Source organism: Pseudoxanthomonas sp. LjRoot204_2, from assembly GCF_056175765.1.
In genome coordinates this window covers 1-19,626 of the sequence record NZ_JBGFFG010000012.1, presented here as the reverse complement: position 1 = coordinate 19,626, position 19,626 = coordinate 1, and the positions used below count along the sequence as shown (strand labels likewise).

Here is a 19,626-nt window from a genome sequence, read left to right as displayed (position 1 = left end):
CCCGAGGGGAGAAGGAGAAAAGCGTTACACCGCGTCCGACAGCGAGGTGAAGGTGAAGTCGCGCAGCTTCATCGGCGGGATCATCATCACGAAGCTGGACTCGTCGCCGGCCACGCGCACCGGCTTGCCCAGTTCCTCGATGTTGTTGAGCATGATCACCGGCGACTCGTTGAAGCGGAAGTTCTTCACCGGGTGCTTGATCTGCCCGTTCTCGATGTAGAACGTGCCGTCGCGGGTCAGGCCGGTCAGCAGCACGGTCTGCGGATCGACCATGCGGATGTACCAGGTACGCGTGACCAGGATGCCCTTCTGCGTACCGGCGACCAGTTCGGCCGTGGACTTGGTGCCGCCGGCCACCAGCAGGTTGCCGGGCGAGCCGATCGCGCGCTTGCCCTGCTTCTGCGCCCAGAAGCGCGAGTACTCCAGGTTGGCGATCTTGCCGTTCTCGACGATGGCCATCTTCTCGCGCGGCAGGCCTTCGCCGTCCCACGGCATCACTTCCGCGCCCGGGTGCCACGGGTCGGCGCTGATGTTCACGCGAGGGTCGTAGACCTGCTCGCCCAGCTTGTTGCCGCCGCCCTTCTTGGACAGGAAGCTGCGGCCTTCGTCGGCCTGGCGCGCGTCAAAGAAGTTCATCATGAAGGAGATCAGGCCCGCGGCCGCGGCCGGCTCCAGGATCACCGTGTACTTGCCAGGCTCCAGCGCCTTGGCCTCGGCCGATTCGCTGGCCTTGCGCATCGCGGTGCGGATGTCGCTGTCGGCCTTGAACGCGTTCGCGTCCTTCAGGTTGCGGCCGACCCAGCCGGAACCGCGTCCGTCCTCGGTGCGCACCGTGCAGGTGTAGTTGAACGCGGTCGCGCGCTGGTAGCCGAAGTTGCCCTTGCTGTTGGCGAAGGCGACGAAGCTCTGGCCGTCTTCGAGGAAGCCCGCGGCGATCAGTTTCTCCGCCTTGCAGGGGCCGATCGAATCGGCGGCGACCTGGGCGCGGAACTCGGGCGTGATGGCGGCGGTGGATTCGCTGAAGGTGGCGCTGGGCTTGTAGGTCTGCTTCTCGACGGCCGGCATGAACTCGGGGTTCTCCGGCGCCAGGCGGGCGAGGTCTTCGGCGCGGCGCACCACGCGCTCCAGCGCGGCGTCGTCGAACTCGTTGATCGTCGCGATGCCCACGCGCTTGCCGAACGCCACTTGCACGCCCAGGTCGGTGTTGCTGACGATGCCGCTGGTGGAGACGTTGTTAAGCGCGAAACGGATGTTGCCGTCGACGGAGCCGGTGAGGGACGCGGTGCATTCGTCGGCGGTGGACAGCGCGATGACCTTGTCCAGGATGGCCTTGGCCTGCGCTTCGGTGAGGATGCTCATGTTCTAGGATCTCCTTGCGCCGGTCAGCCGAGCGAGCGGGCGGTGTTGATGACGTTGATGCCGTTGAAGCGCGCGGTGGACGACCCGTGCGACACCGCGGACACCTGGCCGGGCTGGCCCTTGCCGTCGAAGAACGAACCACCCAGGCGGTAGTCGCTCTCGTCGCAGACGGCGGTGCAGGCGTTCCAGAATTCCGGCGTGCGGATCTGGTAGGCCACGTCCTCGATCTGCTGGGTGATCTTGCCGTTCTTGATCTCGTAGAAGAGCTGGCCGCCGAACTGAGCGTTGTAGCGCTGCTGGTCGATCGAGAACGAGCCGTCGCCGATGATGTAGATGCCGTTCTCGACGTTCTTCACCATGTCGGCCACGGACAGCTTGGTCTTGCCGGCGGCCAGCGACACGTTGGCCATGCGCTGGAACTGCACGCTGCTCCACGAGTCGGCGTAGCAACAGCCGTCGGATTCGGTCTTGCCCAGGATGTGGGCCTGGTCGCGGATGGTCTGGTAGTCGACCAGCTTGCCGGCGCTCACCAGGTCCCAGCGCTTGGTCTTCACGCCTTCGTCGTCGTAGCCGACCGCGCCCAGGCTGCCGGGCTGGGTCTTGTCGGCGAACAGGTTGACCAGCTCGCTGCCGTACTGGAAGCGCTGCTCGCGCTTGTCCAGCGTGGCGAAGCTGGTGCCGGCGTAGTTGGCCTCGTAGCCGAGCACGCGGTCCAGCTCGAGCGGATGGCCGACCGATTCGTGGATGGTCAGCCAGGTGTGCGAGGGATCCAGGACCAAGTCGTACTTGCCCGGCTTCACCGACGGCGCGGTCAGCTTCGCGCGCGCCTGCTTGGCGGCCGCGATGGCGTCTTCCTTCATGTCGTACGACAGGCCGTAGTTGACCACGCCGTTGGGCGAGGTGAACTTCTGGCCGGCGTCGCCATCGAGGTATTCGTAGCCCAGGCCCATCGGCGCGGACAGGCCATCGCGGGTGCGGAACTTGCCGCTGGCCTTGTCAATGGCGGTGACCGTCATCGGCACCCAGATACGGTGCACGTCCTGGTCGATGAAGGAGCCGTCGGTGCTGGCGAAATACTTCTGCTCGTTGACCAGGAACATCATCGAGTTGACGAAGTCCGCGCCGGCGTTGATCGCCGCGGCGTTGACGCCGAGCAGCAGGTCGACCTTGTCCTTGATCGGCACGTCCATCGCGTTCTTCTTGATCGGCGTCTTCCACGACACCTCGCCGAAGCCCGGCGCCTTGGCCAGCTGCACCGGCGCGGTCTGGGTCTTGCTGTTGGCCTTGGCGATGGCGGCGGCCTGGCGCGCGGCGGCGGCCACGCCCTCGGCGGTCAGCGTGTTGGTGGCGGCGAAGCCCCACGCGCCGTTGGCGATCACGCGGATGCCGGCGCCGGTGGACTCGGTGTTCACCACGTTCTGCACCTTGTCCTCGCGGGTTATGACGAACTGGCGCAGGTAGCGCCCGATGCGCACGTCGCAGTAGGTGGCGCCGGCCTGCTTGGCCGCCGCGAGCGCGGCGTCGGCGAGGCGCTTCTTGAAGGCGACATCGAGGGTGGACTGGAGCTGCTCGGCGGCAATCGCCTTGCCGAAGAAGGACGGCACCATCAGGCCGCCCAGGCTGAGGCCGGTCATGGCCAGGAAGTCACGACGTTGCAAGGCAATTCTCCACCGGTTGGGCCTGCCGGGCGGCAGGCGGGGCACTGCGACGGGAGCATTCCGGCCTGCGCCTTCACCACCGCACAGGTCGTCCCGGATTCTTGCGCCCGCGTGCAGACAGCGTCAAATGACTTTCGGCATACACACGGTGTCGCGATGCCCGGATCGACGCCTTCGCATCACCCCAGGCTGCGCGCCGTGTTGATGATGTTGATGCCGTTGAAGCGCGTGGTGGCCGAGCCGTGCGACACGGCCGATACCTGGCTGGGCTGGCCCTTGCCGTCGAAGAACGAACCGCCAAGGCGGAAATCGCGCGCGTCGCAGATCGCGGTGCAGGCGTTCCAGAACTCCGGCGTACGGATCTGGTAGGCCGCATCCTCGACCTGGCGCGTGACCTGGCCATCCTTGATCTCGAAGTAGAGCTGCCCGCCGAACTGCGCGTTGTAGCGCTGCTGGTCGATCGAGTACGAGCCGCGGCCGTGGATGTACAGCCCGTTCTCCACGTCCTTCACCATCCCGGCCACCGTCAGCGGCGTCTTGCCCGGCGCCAGCGACACGTTGGCCATGCGCTGGAACTGCACGCTGCTCCAGGAATCGGCGTAACTGCAGCCGTGCGACGCGTCCTCGCCGAGGATATGCACCTCGTCGCGCGTGGCCTGGTAGTTGACCAGCACGCCGTCCTTCACCAGGTCCCAGCGGCGGGTCTTCACGCCTTCGTCGTCGTAGCCCACCGCACCGAGGCTGCGCGGTTCGGTCTTGTCGGCGGTGAAATTGACGATCGGACTGCCCCACTGAAAGCGCTGCTCGCGCTTGTCCAGCGTGGCGAAACTGGTACCGGCGTAGTTGGCTTCGTAGCCGAGCACGCGATCGAGCTCCAGCGGATGGCCGACGTTCTCATGGATGGTCAGGAACAGGTTGGACGGGTCCAGCACCAGGTCGTACTTGCCGGGCTTCACCGACGGCGCGGTCAGCTTGGCCCGCGCCTGCTTCGCCGCGGCCACGATGTCTTCGCGCAGGTCGTACGACGCGCCATAGGCCACCACGCCGCCCGGCAGCGCGAACCTGTCGGCCGGGTTCGCATCCAGGTACTCGTAGCCCATGCCCATCGGGGCAGAGAGTCCATCACGCGTCTTGAACTTGCCGGTCGCCTTGTCCACCACCGTCACCGTGAAGGGCACCCAGATGCGGTGCACGTCCTGGTCGATCCAGGATCCGTCGGTGCTGGCGAAATACTTCTGCTCGTTGATGACGAACATCCGCGACGCCGCGAAGCTGGCGCCGGCAGCGAGCGCGGTGGCGTTCGCGTTCAGCAGCAGCTCGACCTTCTCCTTCACCGGCACCCCCATCGCGTTCTTCACGATCGGCGTGCGCCAGGCCACCTCGCCCGCACCCTTCAACGGCGCCAGCTGCACGGGCTTGCCCTGGATGCGCGCATTCGCGCGCGCGATCGCCACGGCTTGGCGCGCGGCGGCGGCCACGCCGTCGGGTGTCTGGTCGTTCGTCGCCGCGAAGCCCCACGCGCCCTGCGCGATCACGCGCACACCGATGCCGGAGGATTCGGTGTTCACCACGTTCTGCACCTTGTCCTCACGGGTGATCAGCGACTGCCGCAGGTAGCGGCCGACGCGCACGTCGCAGTAGCTCGCACCCGCCGCGGTCGCGGCCGACAGCGCGGCTTCGGCGAGGCGCTTCTTCTTCGCCACGTCGCCGGGTTCCAGCAGCGCTTCGGCCGCGATGACGCGCGTACCGGGCAAGGCCAGTCCGGCAAGGGTCAGTCCGCCCAGGGCGAGGAAGTCGCGTCGTTGCATCGATCGGGTCCGGAAACGGCAGCCTTCGGACTGTCGTCGGCACGCATCGCAGCGTCAAGTGACGGCGGTCATGACGCCGTGACGTGGTGCACAATGGGCCTCATCCCGTACAGGAATCGACCCGCATGAAATCCCGCCCGGTCGCCCGGCTCGAGAACGACGACGAACAGCCCCGCCTCGCGGTGCTGATCGATGCCGACAACGCCCAGCCGRCCGTCATCGAGGGCCTGCTCGCGGAGACGGCCAAGTACGGCGTGGCCAGCGTGAAGCGCATCTACGGCGATTTCACCAGCACGCGCATGACCCAATGGAAGCAGGCGCTGCTGAAGCACTCGATCAATCCGGTGCAGCAGTTCGCCTACACCAGTGGCAAGAACGCCACCGACAGCTCGCTGATCATCGATGCGATGGACCTGATGTACACCCGGCGCTTCGACGGCGTGTGCCTGGTCTCGAGCGACAGCGACTTCACCCGCCTGGCCCAGCGCCTGCGCGAGGAAGGCCTGACGGTATACGGCTTCGGCGAGCGCAAGACGCCGGATGCGTTCGTGCAGGCCTGCGACAAGTTCATCTACGTCGAGGTGCTGCGCAGCGAAGCGCCCGCGCCGCCATCACCACCGCCACAGAAGCTGGCGAAGAAGACCGCCAGGCCGGCGACCAGGAAGCCGGCGACGCAGGCCGAACCTGCGGCCGCACCCGTCGTCGAGCAGCGCAAGCACGAGTCGCTGCCGCTGCAGTTGATCCGCCAGGCGATCGAAGACGCGAGCGATGACCAGGGATGGGCCTTCCTGGGCAGCGTGGGCAGCTATCTCAACAAGGTGCGCCCCGATTTCGACACGCGGCTTTACGGCCACAAGAAGCTCAGCGACCTGATGAAGGCGCATCCGCGCCACTTCACCGTCGAGGAGCGGGCGGGCGAGGGCGGTGCGAAGCGCTTCTATGTGCGGGCCGCGTAGCGTGCGCCATACGCATGACGTCAGGACGCTTCCGGCAACGGCGGCTCGTGCGCGTGGCGCACGCTACGTGGCATGACCAAACCTTACGCGCCGTCCTGCGAACGCAACCGGGACCCGATCCTGTCGGTGTTGCAGCGCCACCTTGCAGACACCCGTCGCGTGCTCGAGATCGGCAGCGGTACCGGCCAGCACGCGGTGCATTTCGCCGCCGCGATGCCCTGGCTGGCATGGCAGAGCAGTGATCGCGCGGAAAACCTGGCCGGCATCGGGGCATGGTTGGACGACGCGGCGTTGCCGAACACGCCGCCTGCCTTCGAACTCGACGTCGACGGGCCGTGGCCCGACGCCGGCTTCGATGCGGTCTTCACCGCCAACAGCCTGCACATCATGGGCTGGCCGCAGGTCGAGGCTTTCTTCACTGGCGTCGGCAAGGTGCTGGAAACAGACGGTCTGCTGATCGTCTACGGGCCTTTCAACTATGGCGGCGAGTTCACCAGCGACAGCAACCGCGCGTTCGAGCAATGGCTGAAGGACCGCGATCCCGCCTCGGGCATCCGCGATTTCGAGGCCATCGACGCACTCGCGCGTCGCATCCGTCTGTCGCTGGTCGAGGACAACCCCATGCCGGCCAACAACCGCTGCCTGGTCTGGCGACGGCGGAGCTCCGCGTAGGAGCGACGTGCGTCGCGACCTCGGATCGGAAGCGTCGATTCGATGCAGGCCCAACGGGATCGGTGCCGAATTCCCGCAGGTAACGCGTCTCGGGCGCCTGGTGCACGAAACGCAAGGAAAACCCCGCCGGAGCGGGGTTCTGTGCTTACGCCGCCTGCACGATATGCAGCGACTTCGGGTTGCGCCACAGGCCCAGCAGTTCCGCCTCGCGCGCCTTGGCCGCGTGCAAGTGCTTCTCCTTGACGTGACCGTAGCCACGGATGTGCTCCGGGATGCTGGCGATCTCCACGGCCAGCCCCAGGCGGTCGGCATCCAGAGCGCCAAGCAGTTCGTCCACCGTCCTCGCGTAGTCGGCGATCAGCTGCCGCTCGCCCTTGCGCTCTTCGGTGTAGCCGAACACGTCGAAGGTGCCGCCGCGCAGGAAGCGCAGCTTCGCCAGTAGGCCGAATGCCTTGAACATCCAGGGGCCGTACTCCTTCTTCATCAGGCGGCCGTGCGCATCCTTCTTGGCGAACAGCGGCGGTGCCAGGTGGAAGTGCACCTCGTAGTCGCCATCGAACTGTTGTTGCAGGCGTCGCTGGAAGTCGCCGCTGGTGTAAAGGCGCGCGACTTCGTATTCGTCCTTGTAGGCCATCAGCTTGAAGAAATAGCGGGCCACCGCCTCGGTCAATGCGGTCGAACCCGGCGCCTTGATGTTCTCGGCGGAGCGGACCTTCGCCACCAGATCGGCGTAGCGGTTCGCGTAGGCGGCATCCTGGTACTCGGTGAGGAACGCCGAACGCCGGGCGATCAGCTCGTCCAGCGAGCGCGACAGGCGCAGGTCGTCGAGCGGCAGGAATGCGACGTTGTCGCCGCTGCCGGTACCGCCTTCCGGCAGACCGCGCAGTTCGCTTTCGTTGCCCGGATTGCGGGGTGCGCTGTTGGCGCCCCATTCGCTGCTTTCCCATTCGCCCGGGGGAAGGATCTGCAGCGCCCCCGGCGTGCGCTCGCTTTCGGTCTGCGTGTTGCGGATCAGGCCGGCGGCTTCCTGCACGGCCTGCGGATTCACCACGGCCAGGCGGCCCCACGCGAATGCGGTCTTGTTCATCTCGATCGCGGCGCCGTTGAGCTCCACCGCGCGCATGATGGCCTCGAACGAGATCGGCACGAGGCCCTGCTGCCAGGCGTAGCCCAGCATGAAGAGGTTGCTGCCGATCGCGTCGCCGATCAGCGCGGTGGCGATCTGGGTGGCATCCACCAGCATCGGCTCGCGGCCGCCGAGGGCGACCTTCACGCCCGCGATGATGTCGGCGGCCGGGAACTGCATGTCCGGATGCGTGGTGAACGTGCCCGGCATCGCTTCGTAGGTGTTCAGCACCACCTGCGAGCGCTCGCCGCGCACCTTCGACAGCACCCAGTAGTCGTTGACGACCACCATGTCGCAGCCCAGCACCAGGTCGGCTTCGCCCGCGGCGATGCGTACGGCGTGGATGTCTTCCGGCGTGCGCGCGATGCGGATGTGCGTGGTCACCGCGCCGCCCTTCTGCGCCAGGCCGGTCTGGTCGAGCACGCTGGCGCCCTTGCCTTCCAGGTGGCCGGCCATGCCGAGCAGCGCGCCGATGGTCACCACGCCGGTGCCGCCGACGCCGGTGATGAGGATGTTCCAGGGCTGGTCGAGGTCCGACTTGAACGCCGGCGCCGGCAACGCGGCGAGCAGGTCGGCCGCATTGGCTTTCTTGCCCTTGCGCGGGGTGCCGCCGTGCACGGTGATGAAGCTGGGGCAGAAGCCGTCGACGCAGCGGAAGTCCTTGTTGCAGTTCGACTGGTCGATCTCGCGCTTGCGGCCGAACTCGGTTTCCTTCGGCAGCACCGACACGCAGAAGCTCTTCACGCCGCAGTCGCCACAGCCTTCGCAGACCAGCGTGTTGACCATCGTGCGCTTGGCCGGGTCCGGCAGCTTGCCGCGCTTGCGGCGGCGGCGCTTCTCGGTGGCGCAGACTTGGTCGTAGATCAGGATGGACACGCCCTTCACGTCGCGCAGGCGGCGCTGCACGTCGTCCAGGTCCTTGCGGTCGAAGAACTCCACGCCGGACGGGAAGATCTCGCGCTTGCTCCACTTGCCCACTTCATCGCTGACCACGACGATCGTGTCCACGCCCTCGGCGCGCATCATGTGCGCGATCTGCGGCACCGACAGCGTGCCGTCCACCGGCTGGCCGCCGGTCATCGCCACCGCGTCGTTGTAGAGGATCTTGTAGGTGATGTTCACCCCGGTGGCGACCGACTGGCGCACCGCCAGCGAACCGGAGTGGAAGAACGTGCCGTCGCCGAGGTTCTGGAACACGTGCTCGGTCTCGGTGAACGGTGCCTGCCCGGACCACGTCACGCCTTCGCCGCCCATGTGGGTGAAGGTGTCGGTGTCGCGGTCCATCCACGTGACCATGTAGTGGCAGCCGATGCCGCCGAGCGCGCGCGAGCCTTCCGGCACCACCGTCGAGGTGTTGTGCGGGCAGCCCGAGCAGTAGTGCGGCACGCGCGGGAAATTGGCGCGCGGCAGCGCCATCTCGGCTTCCTTCTCTTCCATCCAGCGCAGGCGCTGCTCGATGGACTCCGTCGTGAAGAAGCGCTGGATGCGCTTGCCGATCACGCCGGCGATGGTGGCCGGGGTCAGCTCGCCGGTGGACGGCAGGATCCATTCGCCGCCTTCGTCGTACTTGCCGACGATGGACGGACGCGTACCGGCGCTGGCCGGCCAGTTGTAGAAGTATTCCTTCATCTGCCGCTCGATGAAGGCGCGCTTCTCCTCCACCACGACGATGTCTTCCAGCCCCTTCGCGAACTCGGTGATACCCACCGGCTCCAGCGGCCAGGTCATGCCCACCTTGTAGACGCGGATGCCGATGTCGGCGCAGGCCTGTTCGTCCAGGCCCAGGTATTCCAGCGCCTGCAGCACGTCCAGGTAGCTCTTGCCGGTGGTGACGATGCCGAGGCGCGCGCGCGGCGAGTCCAGCACGATGCGGTCCACCTTGTTGGCGCGTGCGAAGGCCTGCGCCGCGGCGACCGCGTACTTGTGCAGGCGCATCTCCTGGTCCAGCGGCGGATTCGGCCAGCGGATGTTGAGGCCGCCAGCGGGCATGGCGAAGTCTTCCGGCAGCAGGATCTCGCGCGCGAACGGGTCCACCTGCACCGAGGCCGACGATTCCACCGTCTCGGCGATCGTCTTGAAGCCGATCCAGCGGCCCGTGTAGCGGCTCATCGCCCAGCCCACCAGGCCCAGGTCCAGGATGTCCTGCACGCCGGCCGGGTTCAGCACCGGCATCATCGCGCTGACGAACTCGTCTTCCGAGCCGTGCGGCAGCGTCGAGCTGCGGCAGTTGTGGTCATCCGCGGCCAGCGCCAGCACGCCGCCGAACTTCGAGGTGCCCGCGGCATTGCCGTGCTTGAACACGTCGCCGCAGCGGTCCACGCCGGGGCCCTTGCCGTACCACATGGCATACACGCCATCGACCTTGGCGCCCGGGAACAGGTTGGTCTGCTGCGTGCCCCACACCATCGTGGCGCCGAGGTCCTCGTTCAGGCCCGGGGTGAATTTCACGCCCGCGGATTCGAGGTGCTTGCGCGCGCGCCACAGCTCCAGGTCGAAGCCGCCCAGCGGCGAGCCGCGGTAGCCGCTGATGAAGCCGGCGGTGTTGAGGCCCGCGGCCTGGTCGCGCAGCCGCTGCATCAGCGGCAGCCTGACCAGTGCCTGCACGCCGCTCAGGTAGATGCGCCCGTCGGTGCGCGTGTACTTGTGTTCCAGCGTGTAGTCGCTGTCGATCGCCCCGAGCTGCGGCAGGTTGGCGGACGAGGGCGAAGTCAGTTCGGCGGTGCTGGTCATGGCGGGCCCGTGAAAGCGGCTGGCGGGGCCCGAAATCCCCTCGGGCGTGAAGGCGCGCATTGTAACAGCGGCCTTTTCTGTGACGCGGGTCACTTCGTCGTTGTGCGTTGCAGCGGTTACGATGGGGTTCGGGGAAACATCAAGTGTCAGGGGAACGTACGTGAAATCCGGTAAATACTTGCTGCTGGCCGCCGTGCTGGCATCCATGGCCTTGTCCGCGCACGCGCAGAACGTGCCGAAGCCCAAGGAGTTCTATTTCGACGAAGACAAGTCGACGGCCAGGCAGATCGTCGTGGTCCCCGGCGAAGGCGAGGCGCAGGTGCAGGCGCTGGTCCGCGAGCGCGAACGCGGGCGGCGCCATATCGAGGCGACGGCGCAGCTCGCGCACATCGCCGCCAGTGAAGGGCGGACAGAGCTGGCGGGACAGCTCTATCAGCAGACCGTTGCCGCGACCGAGGCCAAGGGCACGGTAGGCCGGGCCGTCCGCTGGAACTATGCGTGGGACCTGTACCGGGCGGGCCAGTTCGAACCGGCGTTGGTGCAGTGGTCCGAGATCGTCACGGCCTACGGCTCGCCTTCCTGGGCGCCCCCGACGCTGGCGCTGGTCCTGTGGCGGCTCGACCGCAAGCAGGAGGCCGTCGCATGGTTCGGCGCCGCCGTGCGCACCGAGCCCAGCGTGTGGGTCGATGCGCGCAACTTCGCGACGCAGTTGCCCGACTGGCGACAGGAAGACCGCGACACCCTGGCGGAAGTGCTCGGCGCCTGGCAGGCGAATCCGCCGGTCTGGCCGTAGTCCAGCGCGTAAGATCGGCGGGTGAAGGTGCGCACCGCGCACCATCCTCCTCCCCTGATGCGCATCCTTGCTTCGTTCTGCATTGCGACGGCGTTGAGTGCCGCCGCCGGTGTTCCCGCCGCATCCGCCGCCGACCGCATCGCCGGGCGCGCGTTCGCCACCCGTTCCGACGTGATCGCGCCGCACGCGATGGCGGCCACCTCGCATCCGCTGGCCACGCAGATCGCGCTGGACGTGATGAAGCAGGGCGGCACCGCGATCGATGCGGCCATCGCCGCCAACGCGGCGCTCGGCCTGATGGAGCCCACCGGCAACGGCATCGGCGGCGACCTGTTCGCCATCGTCTGGGACCCGAAGACGAAGAAGCTGCACGGCTACAACGGCTCGGGCCGTTCGCCGAAATCGCTGACGCTCGACTACTTCAGGCAACAGGGCATCACCGACATCCCCGCGCACGGACCGCTGCCGGTCAGCGTGCCGGGTGCGGTGGATGGCTGGTTCGCGCTGCACGACCGCTTCGGCAAGCTGCCGATGCGCGACGTGCTGGCGCCGACCATCCGCTATGCGCGCGACGGCCACCCGGTCCACCAGACGATCGCCTACTACTGGGAGCGCTCGGTGCCGCGGCTGTCGAAGTTCCCCGGCTTCAGCGAGCAGTTCACGATYGGCGGCCGCGCGCCGCGCACCGGCGAGCTGTGGAAGAACCCGCGCCTGGCCGACACGCTGCAGAAGATCGCTGACGGCGGCCGCGACGCGTTCTACAAGGGCGACATCGCGCGCACCATCGACACGTACTTCAAGGCCAACGGCGGCTTCCTGTCGTACGAGGACATGGCCGCCCACCACGGCGAATGGGTCGAACCGGTCAGCACCAATTACCGCGGCTACGACGTGTGGGAACTGCCGCCGAACGGGCAGGGCATCGCCGCCCTGCAGATGCTCAACGTGCTGGAGGGTTACGACTTCAGCAGGATTCCCTTCGGCAGTCCCGAGCATGTGCACCTGTTCGTCGAAGCAAAAAAGCTGGCCTTCGCCGATCGCGCGCGCTGGTATGCCGATCCCGCTTTCCAGCCCGCGCCGGTCGCGCGCCTGATCTCCAAGCCGTACGCGCGCGAACGCGCGAAACTCATTTCGCCCGACAAGGTGCTGCGCGAAGTGCAGCCCGGCACGCCGAAGGAACTGGAAGAAGGCGACACCATCTACCTGACCGTCGCCGACAAGGACGGGATGATGGTCTCGCTGATCCAGTCCAACTACCGCGGCATGGGCAGCGGCATGGCGCCGACCGGCCTGGGCTTCATCCTGCAGGACCGCGGCGAGATGTTCGTGCTGCGCGATTGCGACGGCGCCACGCCGCATCCCAACTGCTACGCGCCGGGCAAGCGTCCGTTCCAGACGATCATCCCGGCCTTCATCACGAAGGACGGGCGGCCTTGGGTCAGCTTCGGCGTGATGGGCGGCGCCATGCAGCCGCAGGGCCACGCGCAGATCGTGATGAACCTGGTCGACTTCGGCATGACCCTGCAGGAAGCCGGTGACGCGCCGCGCATCCAGCACGACGGTTCCACCGAACCGGTCGGCAGCGCCACCGCGATGCGCGATGGCGGCGTGGTGCAGCTGGAATCCGGCTTCCCCTACGAAACCGTGCGCGCGCTGATGGACAAGGGCCACCACGTCGAATGGGCCCTCGGCCCCTACGGCGGCTACCAGGCCATCAGGCGCGACCCGGAGACCGGCGTGTACTACGGCGCCAGCGAAAGCCGCAAGGATGGGCAGGCGGCGGGGTATTGAGGGATCGCGGGCGTGTTTTCATAGGTAGGGGTGAACGGAGTGAACCCCAAGATCGCAGCGACGAAACATCCATCTGTTGGGTTTCGCTAGCTCAGCCCAACCTATCGCACTGTCTACGGGTAGAGACGAAGGCAGCACTTCCAACACGTGAATTCGTACAGGTGAGCAAGAATGCTGTATGCCGTGGCCGACGTCGTGGATCGTTCTCTGGCACGAAAAAACGCGTCGGAGCTGGCAACGTTGCTCGGCGCGCGTTCATCCTCGCAACAACGCAACGTTGTCGGCGAGCCGACTTGCCCTTACAAGGTTCGACTTAATACAGATGCTTTCTGGCTTGGTGTTGGCGTATCGGATGCGTCGTATGTCGTCGCCGGAAACTGGAGAGGGACGTTTGGGAACGAAGGTTGCTTCGGAGCCTCGTTGAAAACGCTTAGACCGGGAATGAGTCTCCGACTGGAAGGAGCTTCAAGAGAGCTCGGCGTACCGGTGTACGTAGCCAATCATGCCCAGGCCCCCAAGATCGCAGCCGCCCTTTGTTCGCCTACATGCCGGCCAATCATTCAGCAGATCCAATGGTCGGCGCTGAAGACCATGTTTCTGAGTCCAGTACAGATCCATGCGATAGGAGACTTCCGAACATCGGAGCAATGCGCCATCCAAGTGACCGTGCTCCGCGACCTGTTGCTTGCGTTTAGCAGTTCCCGCAACGCGTAGGATGGGTGGAGCGAAGCAGTTTTCAGTGGCGGAGCCGGTCTACCCATCATCTGCTCCTACTCAACCCAATCCGCCGAACCCATCAAGTTCAAGGAGCACCATGGAGGCCGATCCTGTCGTTCGCCAACTCGTGGAAACCATGGCCCGGGAACATGGGCTTACGATCTCCTACGACACGCATTACGACGCAGGCAACTGGCGGCTCTCGTGGTGGGAGGGTGGTGTGCGGCACGCGATCGATATCCAGGGATATCCGGATGGCTGGATCGAAGTGTCGCGTCTTAGCACGCGCTACCCCGCGCTACCAAAGCTGCTGGCATGGGCGTGTCGTACGTTACCCATGTTCCCGCGTTGGGAGCGCACGGAGCACAAGGCATTGGCGAGACTGCCTTGGCCAGGATCGGTTGAGGATGTGCGGAGCGCGATCGAGTCGGAATTTCTTGGACGTTCGCGTGCTGTGCAAGCCACCGAGACACAGCCGTAGCTCGTAGGGTGGGCCTCGGCCCACCACACGTAGTCTTTGTGGATCCAACGTATCCCGGCGCGTGTATTGCCTGATCGTGGACAATGTCCGCAACGGTGGGCCAAGGCCCACCCTACTCATCCAAGAGGCACGCGCATGGCCACGCTTCCCGCCCTCCCCGAACTCACCCCCGGCCTTTACCGTCACTACAAAGGCAACGACTACGACGTGGTCGCCGTGGCGCGGCACAGCGAGACGCTGGAGCCGGTGGTGGTGTATCGCGCGCTGTACGGCGAAGGTGGCCTGTGGGTGCGGCCGTATGCGATGTTCTGCGAGAACGTTATCGTGGACGGACAGCCGGTGCGTCGCTTTGCGCCGGTCGGGTCCGCGCAGGAGTGAAGTGCGCATGGGACGGTGGTCGAAACTCCGGGCCTGGATGAATCGCGACGATGGGAGGTTCTACCGGGTGGGCAATACCTCACTCGGTCCATTGAGCATCATCGGTGGACTTGCTGTCATCGCCTCGTTGATCTTGTCGCAGCTGCTCCGTCATGCCGATCTGCATGTGGCTTGGCCGATTGCGGTGGGACTCGTTGGCGTCGTGTTGTGGTTGCTTGGCGGCTCCCGCGACGAACCCCACGATGACACCTGACCGCTTCGGCATCGTCAAACATCAATGACGCAAGCTCTGACATGACCACCTACATCGCCCTACTCCGCGGCATCAACGTCGGCAAGGCCAAACGCATCGCGATGGCGGACCTGCGCGCGCTGCTGGAAGGGCTGGGCCATGCCGACGTCGCCACGCTGCTCAACAGCGGCAACGTGGTGTTCCGTTCCGGCAAGAAGACGCCGGCGAAGATCGCGACGGAGATCTCCGGCGCCATCGCCGCGCAGCTCAAGATCGACGTGCCCGTCATCGTGAAGTCGGCGAAGGACCTGGCCACGATCATCGACGACAACGCGCTGGCCGATGCGGCCGCCGACCCCTCGCGCCTGCTGGTCGCCTTCGTGCAGGAAGCCGATGCACTGCCGGCGCTGTCCGCCATCGCACCGCACGTGGTGCCGCCGGAACAATTCCTGCTCGGCAGCGAAGCCGCCTACCTGCATTGCGCGCGCGGCATCCTCGAGAGCAAGGCCGGCGAGGCGCTGGTGGGCAAGGCCGGCAAGGCCGCCACCACGCGCAACTGGGCCACCGTGCTGAAACTGCAGGCGCTGGTCGAGAAGATGGACGGGTGACGTGCACTGTTCCGTGGGAACGAAGTCGGTCGCGATGATCTACTGCGAAGGTGTCATCGCGACGGACGTCGCTCCACAGGCGAGGTCGCCTACAGATCGAAGCCCAGCAGCAGCGGGTCGTGGTCGGAGCTGCGGTAGGGCACGGTGGGGTCGCCGTCGGCGTAGCCTTGCGCGTCCTGCTCGTCGGCGTTGATGTGCCACTCGGCGGCACCGCGCAGTTGCTTCGCCAGTGACGGGCTGAGCAGGGCGTGGTCGAGGCGGCCGCTGAGGCCGCTGTAGACGTAGCTGTAGGGCTGTTCGATGCCGGCCTGCTTGAACGCATCCACCCAGCCGGCGTCGTCGCGCAGCCAGCGCACCGGCGCTTCCWTCGCGTAGGCGTTGAAGTCGCCGAGCATGACGACGCGGTCGCTGCGGGTGCGGGTGGGATCGGTCTTCAGCCACGCGTCGAGACGCTGTGCCGAATCCAGGCGCAGCGCATTCCAGCACCCCGCGCCCTCCTTCTGGTCGGCGTCCAGGCCGGTGGCTTCGGAGCAGCCCTTGGACTTCAGGTGGTTGGCGACCACGACGAAGGGTTTGCCGGTGCCGCGCACGAAGGCCTGCGCCAGCGGGCTGCGGCTGCGTTCGCCGAACGGGCCGGCCTGCAGCGTGGCGGGCTTGCCGGTGGGCGTCACCTTGTCGCTGCGGTAGATGATGCCCACGCGGATCGTGTCCGGGCCGGGGCCCTGCTTCGCATCGATGAAGCGCCACGTGCCGCCGTCGGCGTTCAACGCGGCGACGAGCTGGGCGAGGCTGGAGTCGGCGCCGTAGCCGTCGTTCTCCAGTTCCATCAGCGCGGCGATGTCGGGATCGAGCCCGCGGATGGTGCCGACCAGCTTCTGCACCTGCGCCTGGTACTGCGCCGCGGTCTTGGCGCCGCGTTCGGTGGGGAAGCCGCCGCCCTTGCCGTCGCCGTTGAACAGGTTTTCCAGGTTGAACGCGGCGATGCGCACGTTGCCGGCGACCTGCGGCGCGGCCGGGCGTTCCGGTGCGGCGATCGTCGGTGCCACGGTGAGCTGCAGGCGCCATCCCCCGTGGCGCGCATCGACGATGCCCTGCGCGCCGGTCAGCACGGTGCCGGTGCGCAGCGGCTGGTTTTTCTTCACGTACCAGACGGTGGCGGGATCGCGTTGGGTGCTGCCGTCGTCCAGCACCAGGGTGCGGCGCGCGTTGTCGGCGGCCAATCGCTTGGCGTCGGCGCTGCCGGGCACGGCGACTTCGCTGGGCTGCCACAGGCGGCCGTCGAAGCTCGTGGTGAGTTCGCCGAAACGGCCCAGCGCGTCGGTACCGCTCAACGTGAGCGGGGCGTCGATGCGGACGAGCATGCCTTCGTAGCGTTCCCAGTCGGCGGGCTGGGCGGTCAGCACGGTGGGTGCGATGCGGCCGGTGCCGCGCGACTGGATCACGGGGGCATGCAGCACCGTCAGCGTGTCGTCGCCGCCGGCCTTGCGCTCGCCGACGATGCCGCGCACGCGGATGCGGTCGCCCGCGGTGAGAAGCGGGGCGGGCGTGCCGTCCTCGAAGGCGACGAACAGCGCGTCGGACGTCGTCGCCTTGCCGTCGCCGGCGTCCTGCACGAACACGCCGCCCAGGTTGGCGAAGGCCGCGGTGACGACGCCTTCGACGGCGACGGTCTGCCCGTCCAGCGGGCTGCGCGCGCCATCGCCCTGCACGTCGCCGATCGGCACGATGCGCTCCTTCGGCGTGGCGGCGCAGGCGGGCAGCGACAGCGAGGCGAGCAGGGCGAGCGTGAGCAGCGAGCGGGGAGGCGTCATCGTGATCGGACCGGGCGAGCGAGGCGGCAAGGGTAAACGGAATGGGTGACGGGCAGGTTTTCCGCGCGAGGCGGGACGGCGTGCTTCCCCTCGCCCCGTGACAACGGGGAGAGGGTGCCCGGAGGGCGGGTGAGGGGCGCCGGCGCCGCGGCGTTGGAAGTTCGCCGTGATGCGTCGAGCGCGGGGGGCAGGCCTGGACCGTCGGAATCGGTCTYCGYTCGCCCCTCATCCGCCTTCGGCACCTTCTCCCGCAGGGAGAAGGGAACAGCGTCAGGCCACCACCACCGGAATCTTCCCGATCCGCGCCTGCCACTCCTTCGGGCCGGTCTGGTGCACCGAGGTGCCTTGCGAGTCGACCGCGACGGTCACGGGCATGTCCTGCACGGTGAACTCGTAGATCGCTTCCATGCCCAGGTCGGCGAAACCGACGACCTTCGCCGCCTTGATCGCCTTGGAGACGAGGTACGCCGCGCCGCCGACCGCCATCAGGTAGGCCGACTGGTGCTTCTTGATGGCCTCGATCGCCGCCGGGCCGCGCTCGGCCTTGCCGACCATGCCCAGCAGGCCGGTCTGCGCCAGCACCTGTTCGGTGAACTTGTCCATGCGGGTGGCGGTGGTCGGGCCCGCCGGGCCGACGACTTCATCGCGCACGGGATCGACCGGCCCCACGTAGTAGATGAAGCGGCCCTTCAGATCGACCGGCAGCGCCTCGCCCTTGTTGAGCATGTCGACCATCCGCTTGTGCGCGGCATCGCGCCCGGTCAGCAACTTGCCGTTGAGCAGCAGGACTTCGCCCGGCTTCCAGTTGGCGACGTCTTCGCGGGTCAGCGTGTCGAGGTCCACGCGACGACCCTTCGATGCGTCGTAGGTCAGCTCCGGCCAGTCTTCCAGCGAGGGCGGATCCAGCATCACCGGGCCGCTACCGTCGAGGGTGAAGTGCGCATGGCGGGTGGCGGCGCAGTTCGGGATCATCGCCACCGGCAGGTTCGCCGCGTGGGTCGGGTAATCCTTGACCTTGATGTCGAGCACCGTGGTCAGGCCGCCCAGCCCCTGCGCGCCGATGCCGAGCGCGTTGACCTTCTCGTACAGCTCCAGGCGCAGTTCCTCGGCGCGATTGGACGCGCCGCGGGCCTGCAGGTCGGTGATGTCGATCGGCTCCATCAGCGATTCCTTCGCCAGCAGCATCGCCTTCTCGGCGGTGCCGCCGATGCCGATGCCSAGCATGCCCGGCGGGCACCAGCCGGCGCCCATSGTCGGCACGGTCTTCAGCACCCAGTCGACGATGGAATCGGACGGGTTGAGCATCGCGAACTTCGACTTCGCTTCGGAACCACCGCCCTTCGCGGCGACGATCACGTCGACGGTGTTGCCCGGCACGACCTTGACGTTGACCACGCCCGGCGTGTTGTCCTTCGTGTTGGTGCGCTTGCCGGCCGGGTCGGCCAGCACGCTGGCGCGCAGCTTGTTGTCGGGGTGGTTGTAGGCGCGGCGCACGCCCTCGTGGACCATGTCCTCCACGCCCATCGTGGCGTCGTCCCAGCGCACGTCCATGCCGATCTCGAGGAACACGGTGACGATGCCGGTATCTTGGCAGATCGGCCGATGGCCTTCGGCGCACATGCGCGAATTGATCAGGATCTGCGCGATGGCGTCCTTCGCGGCAGGCGATTCCTCGCGGTCATAGGCCGACGCGAGGCTCTTGATGTAGTCGACCGGGTGGTAGTAGCTGATGTACTGCAGGCCGTCGGCGATGGACTGAATGAGGTCTTCTTGCTTGATCGAGGTCATGGGACGTGAAGCCGGGGGCTGCCGGTGGGGTAGCGGGCGGAAGCGCCCATTTTAGGCCAAAGTGACTCCGTGCCCGGCTGTCACGCCACGTCGCCCTGCCCCGTCTTTGGTCGCATGAACGCCGAAAACACCTTCGAAACCCACCGCTCCCGTCTTTTCGGGCTCTCCTACCGGCTGCTGGGCAGCCGCAGCGACGCCGAGGATGTCGTCCAGGACACCTGGCTGCGCTGGCAGCAGACCGACAAGACCGGCATCCGCGACCCGGAGGCCTGGCTGGTCACCGCCGCCACCCGGCTGGGCATCGACCGCCTGCGCGCGGCGCGCGTGCAGCGCGAGCACTACACCGGTCCGTGGCTGCCCGCGCCCTCGGACATCGACGAGGCCCCCGGCCCGGAGCGCACCGCCGAAGTCTCGGAACAGGTCTCGCTAGCCTTCCTGGCCGTGCTGGAACGGCTGGGCCCGGAAGAGCGCGCCGCCTTCCTGCTGAAGGAAGCCTTCGACTACGACTACGCGCAGATCGCGCCCCTGCTCGGCCAGAGCGAAGCCAATTGCCGGCAGATGGTCCATCGCGCGCGCGAACGCGTGCAGGCCGGCCGTCCGCGCTTCGAAGTGCCGCCGGAGAACCACCGACGCCTGCTGGAGCGCTTCATGGACGCCGCGCGCCGCGGCGACCAGCCTGCGATCGCGGCCCTGCTTCGCGAGGACGCGCAATTGGATT

Annotated in this window: 15 protein-coding genes; 9 read left to right on the top strand and 6 right to left on the bottom strand. The window is 67.1% G+C overall.

Annotation, left to right across the window (positions count from 1 at the left end):
• Positions 1-24: 24 nt before the first annotated feature.
• From AC04L7_RS01225 to AC04L7_RS01215, 3 genes are all read right to left on the bottom strand, one after another.
• On the bottom strand, positions 25-1,359 hold the full coding sequence (locus tag AC04L7_RS01225) for a TldD/PmbA family protein (protein WP_299344586.1): 1,335 nt from the start codon (positions 1,357-1,359) through the stop codon (positions 25-27).
• 23 nt (positions 1,360-1,382) lie between these two features.
• Positions 1,383-3,017, bottom strand: coding sequence for a TldD/PmbA family protein (locus tag AC04L7_RS01220; protein WP_299344583.1), 1,635 nt, complete (start codon positions 3,015-3,017; stop codon positions 1,383-1,385).
• A 179-nt stretch (positions 3,018-3,196) separates the two neighbouring features.
• Complete coding sequence (locus AC04L7_RS01215) at positions 3,197-4,825, bottom strand: TldD/PmbA family protein (protein WP_436000831.1); 1,629 nt, start codon at positions 4,823-4,825, stop codon at positions 3,197-3,199.
• A 125-nt stretch (positions 4,826-4,950) separates the two neighbouring features.
• Here AC04L7_RS01215 and AC04L7_RS01210 point away from each other — a divergent pair, with 125 nt between their 5' ends.
• On the top strand, positions 4,951-5,781 hold the full coding sequence (locus AC04L7_RS01210; protein ID WP_475512403.1) for an NYN domain-containing protein: 831 nt from the start codon (positions 4,951-4,953) through the stop codon (positions 5,779-5,781).
• A 72-nt stretch (positions 5,782-5,853) separates the two neighbouring features.
• Positions 5,854-6,453 carry a DUF938 domain-containing protein gene (locus AC04L7_RS01205; RefSeq protein ID WP_436000827.1) on the top strand — a complete coding sequence of 200 codons (600 nt, stop codon included), beginning with the start codon at positions 5,854-5,856 and terminating at the stop codon, positions 6,451-6,453.
• Positions 6,454-6,598: 145 nt separating this feature from the next.
• On the opposite strand, the gene AC04L7_RS01200 is transcribed toward AC04L7_RS01205, so the two are convergent.
• Entirely contained in the window at positions 6,599-10,309 is a 3,711-nt protein-coding gene (locus AC04L7_RS01200; protein ID WP_436000825.1) for an indolepyruvate ferredoxin oxidoreductase family protein, read from the bottom strand.
• Positions 10,310-10,469: 160 nt separating this feature from the next.
• Between AC04L7_RS01200 and AC04L7_RS01195 the strand changes: the two genes are divergently transcribed.
• From AC04L7_RS01195 to AC04L7_RS01170, 6 genes are all read left to right on the top strand, one after another.
• Positions 10,470-11,102 carry a tetratricopeptide repeat protein gene (locus AC04L7_RS01195; protein WP_343125236.1) on the top strand — a complete coding sequence of 211 codons (633 nt, stop codon included), beginning with the start codon at positions 10,470-10,472 and terminating at the stop codon, positions 11,100-11,102.
• 57 nt (positions 11,103-11,159) lie between these two features.
• On the top strand, positions 11,160-12,893 hold the full coding sequence (gene ggt, locus AC04L7_RS01190; RefSeq protein WP_436000823.1) for a gamma-glutamyltransferase: 1,734 nt from the start codon (positions 11,160-11,162) through the stop codon (positions 12,891-12,893).
• 183 nt (positions 12,894-13,076) lie between these two features.
• A complete protein-coding gene (locus AC04L7_RS01185) occupies positions 13,077-13,607 on the top strand; it encodes a hypothetical protein (protein WP_475512402.1) in 531 nt (176 codons plus the stop codon).
• Between the two features lie 619 nt (positions 13,608-14,226).
• On the top strand, positions 14,227-14,469 hold the full coding sequence (locus tag AC04L7_RS01180; protein WP_299344567.1) for a DUF1653 domain-containing protein: 243 nt from the start codon (positions 14,227-14,229) through the stop codon (positions 14,467-14,469).
• Between the two features lie 37 nt (positions 14,470-14,506).
• Positions 14,507-14,722, top strand: coding sequence for a hypothetical protein (locus AC04L7_RS01175; protein WP_436000818.1), 216 nt, complete (start codon positions 14,507-14,509; stop codon positions 14,720-14,722).
• Positions 14,723-14,763: 41 nt separating this feature from the next.
• Positions 14,764-15,309 carry a DUF1697 domain-containing protein gene (locus AC04L7_RS01170; protein ID WP_436000816.1) on the top strand — a complete coding sequence of 182 codons (546 nt, stop codon included), beginning with the start codon at positions 14,764-14,766 and terminating at the stop codon, positions 15,307-15,309.
• An 89-nt stretch (positions 15,310-15,398) separates the two neighbouring features.
• Here the strand turns inward: AC04L7_RS01170 and AC04L7_RS01165 are convergent, their stop codons facing one another.
• Both AC04L7_RS01165 and AC04L7_RS01160 read right to left on the bottom strand, forming a co-directional pair.
• Entirely contained in the window at positions 15,399-17,120 is a 1,722-nt protein-coding gene (locus AC04L7_RS01165; RefSeq protein WP_475512401.1) for an ExeM/NucH family extracellular endonuclease, read from the bottom strand.
• Between the two features lie 270 nt (positions 17,121-17,390).
• Complete coding sequence (locus AC04L7_RS01160) at positions 17,391-18,908, bottom strand: fumarate hydratase (protein ID WP_299343179.1); 1,518 nt, start codon at positions 18,906-18,908, stop codon at positions 17,391-17,393.
• 114 nt (positions 18,909-19,022) lie between these two features.
• Between AC04L7_RS01160 and AC04L7_RS01155 the strand changes: the two genes are divergently transcribed.
• The coding region (locus tag AC04L7_RS01155) for a sigma-70 family RNA polymerase sigma factor (protein WP_475512400.1) at positions 19,023-19,626 on the top strand (604 nt) is incomplete at its 3' end.

What these genes read in the sequence shown, in the direction of transcription:
- AC04L7_RS01215 (WP_436000831.1), bottom strand. Translation starts at nt 4,825, where the DNA reads ATGCAACGACGCGACTTCCTCGCCCTGGGCGGACTGACCCTTGCCGGA.
- AC04L7_RS01180 (WP_299344567.1), top strand. Translation starts at nt 14,227, where the DNA reads ATGGCCACGCTTCCCGCCCTCCCCGAACTCACCCCCGGCCTTTACCGT.
- AC04L7_RS01200 (WP_436000825.1), bottom strand. Translation starts at nt 10,309, where the DNA reads ATGACCAGCACCGCCGAACTGACTTCGCCCTCGTCCGCCAACCTGCCG.
- AC04L7_RS01175 (WP_436000818.1), top strand. Translation starts at nt 14,507, where the DNA reads ATGAATCGCGACGATGGGAGGTTCTACCGGGTGGGCAATACCTCACTC.
- AC04L7_RS01205 (WP_436000827.1), top strand. Translation starts at nt 5,854, where the DNA reads ATGACCAAACCTTACGCGCCGTCCTGCGAACGCAACCGGGACCCGATC.
- AC04L7_RS01225 (WP_299344586.1), bottom strand. Translation starts at nt 1,359, where the DNA reads ATGAGCATCCTCACCGAAGCGCAGGCCAAGGCCATCCTGGACAAGGTC.
- AC04L7_RS01170 (WP_436000816.1), top strand. Translation starts at nt 14,764, where the DNA reads ATGACCACCTACATCGCCCTACTCCGCGGCATCAACGTCGGCAAGGCC.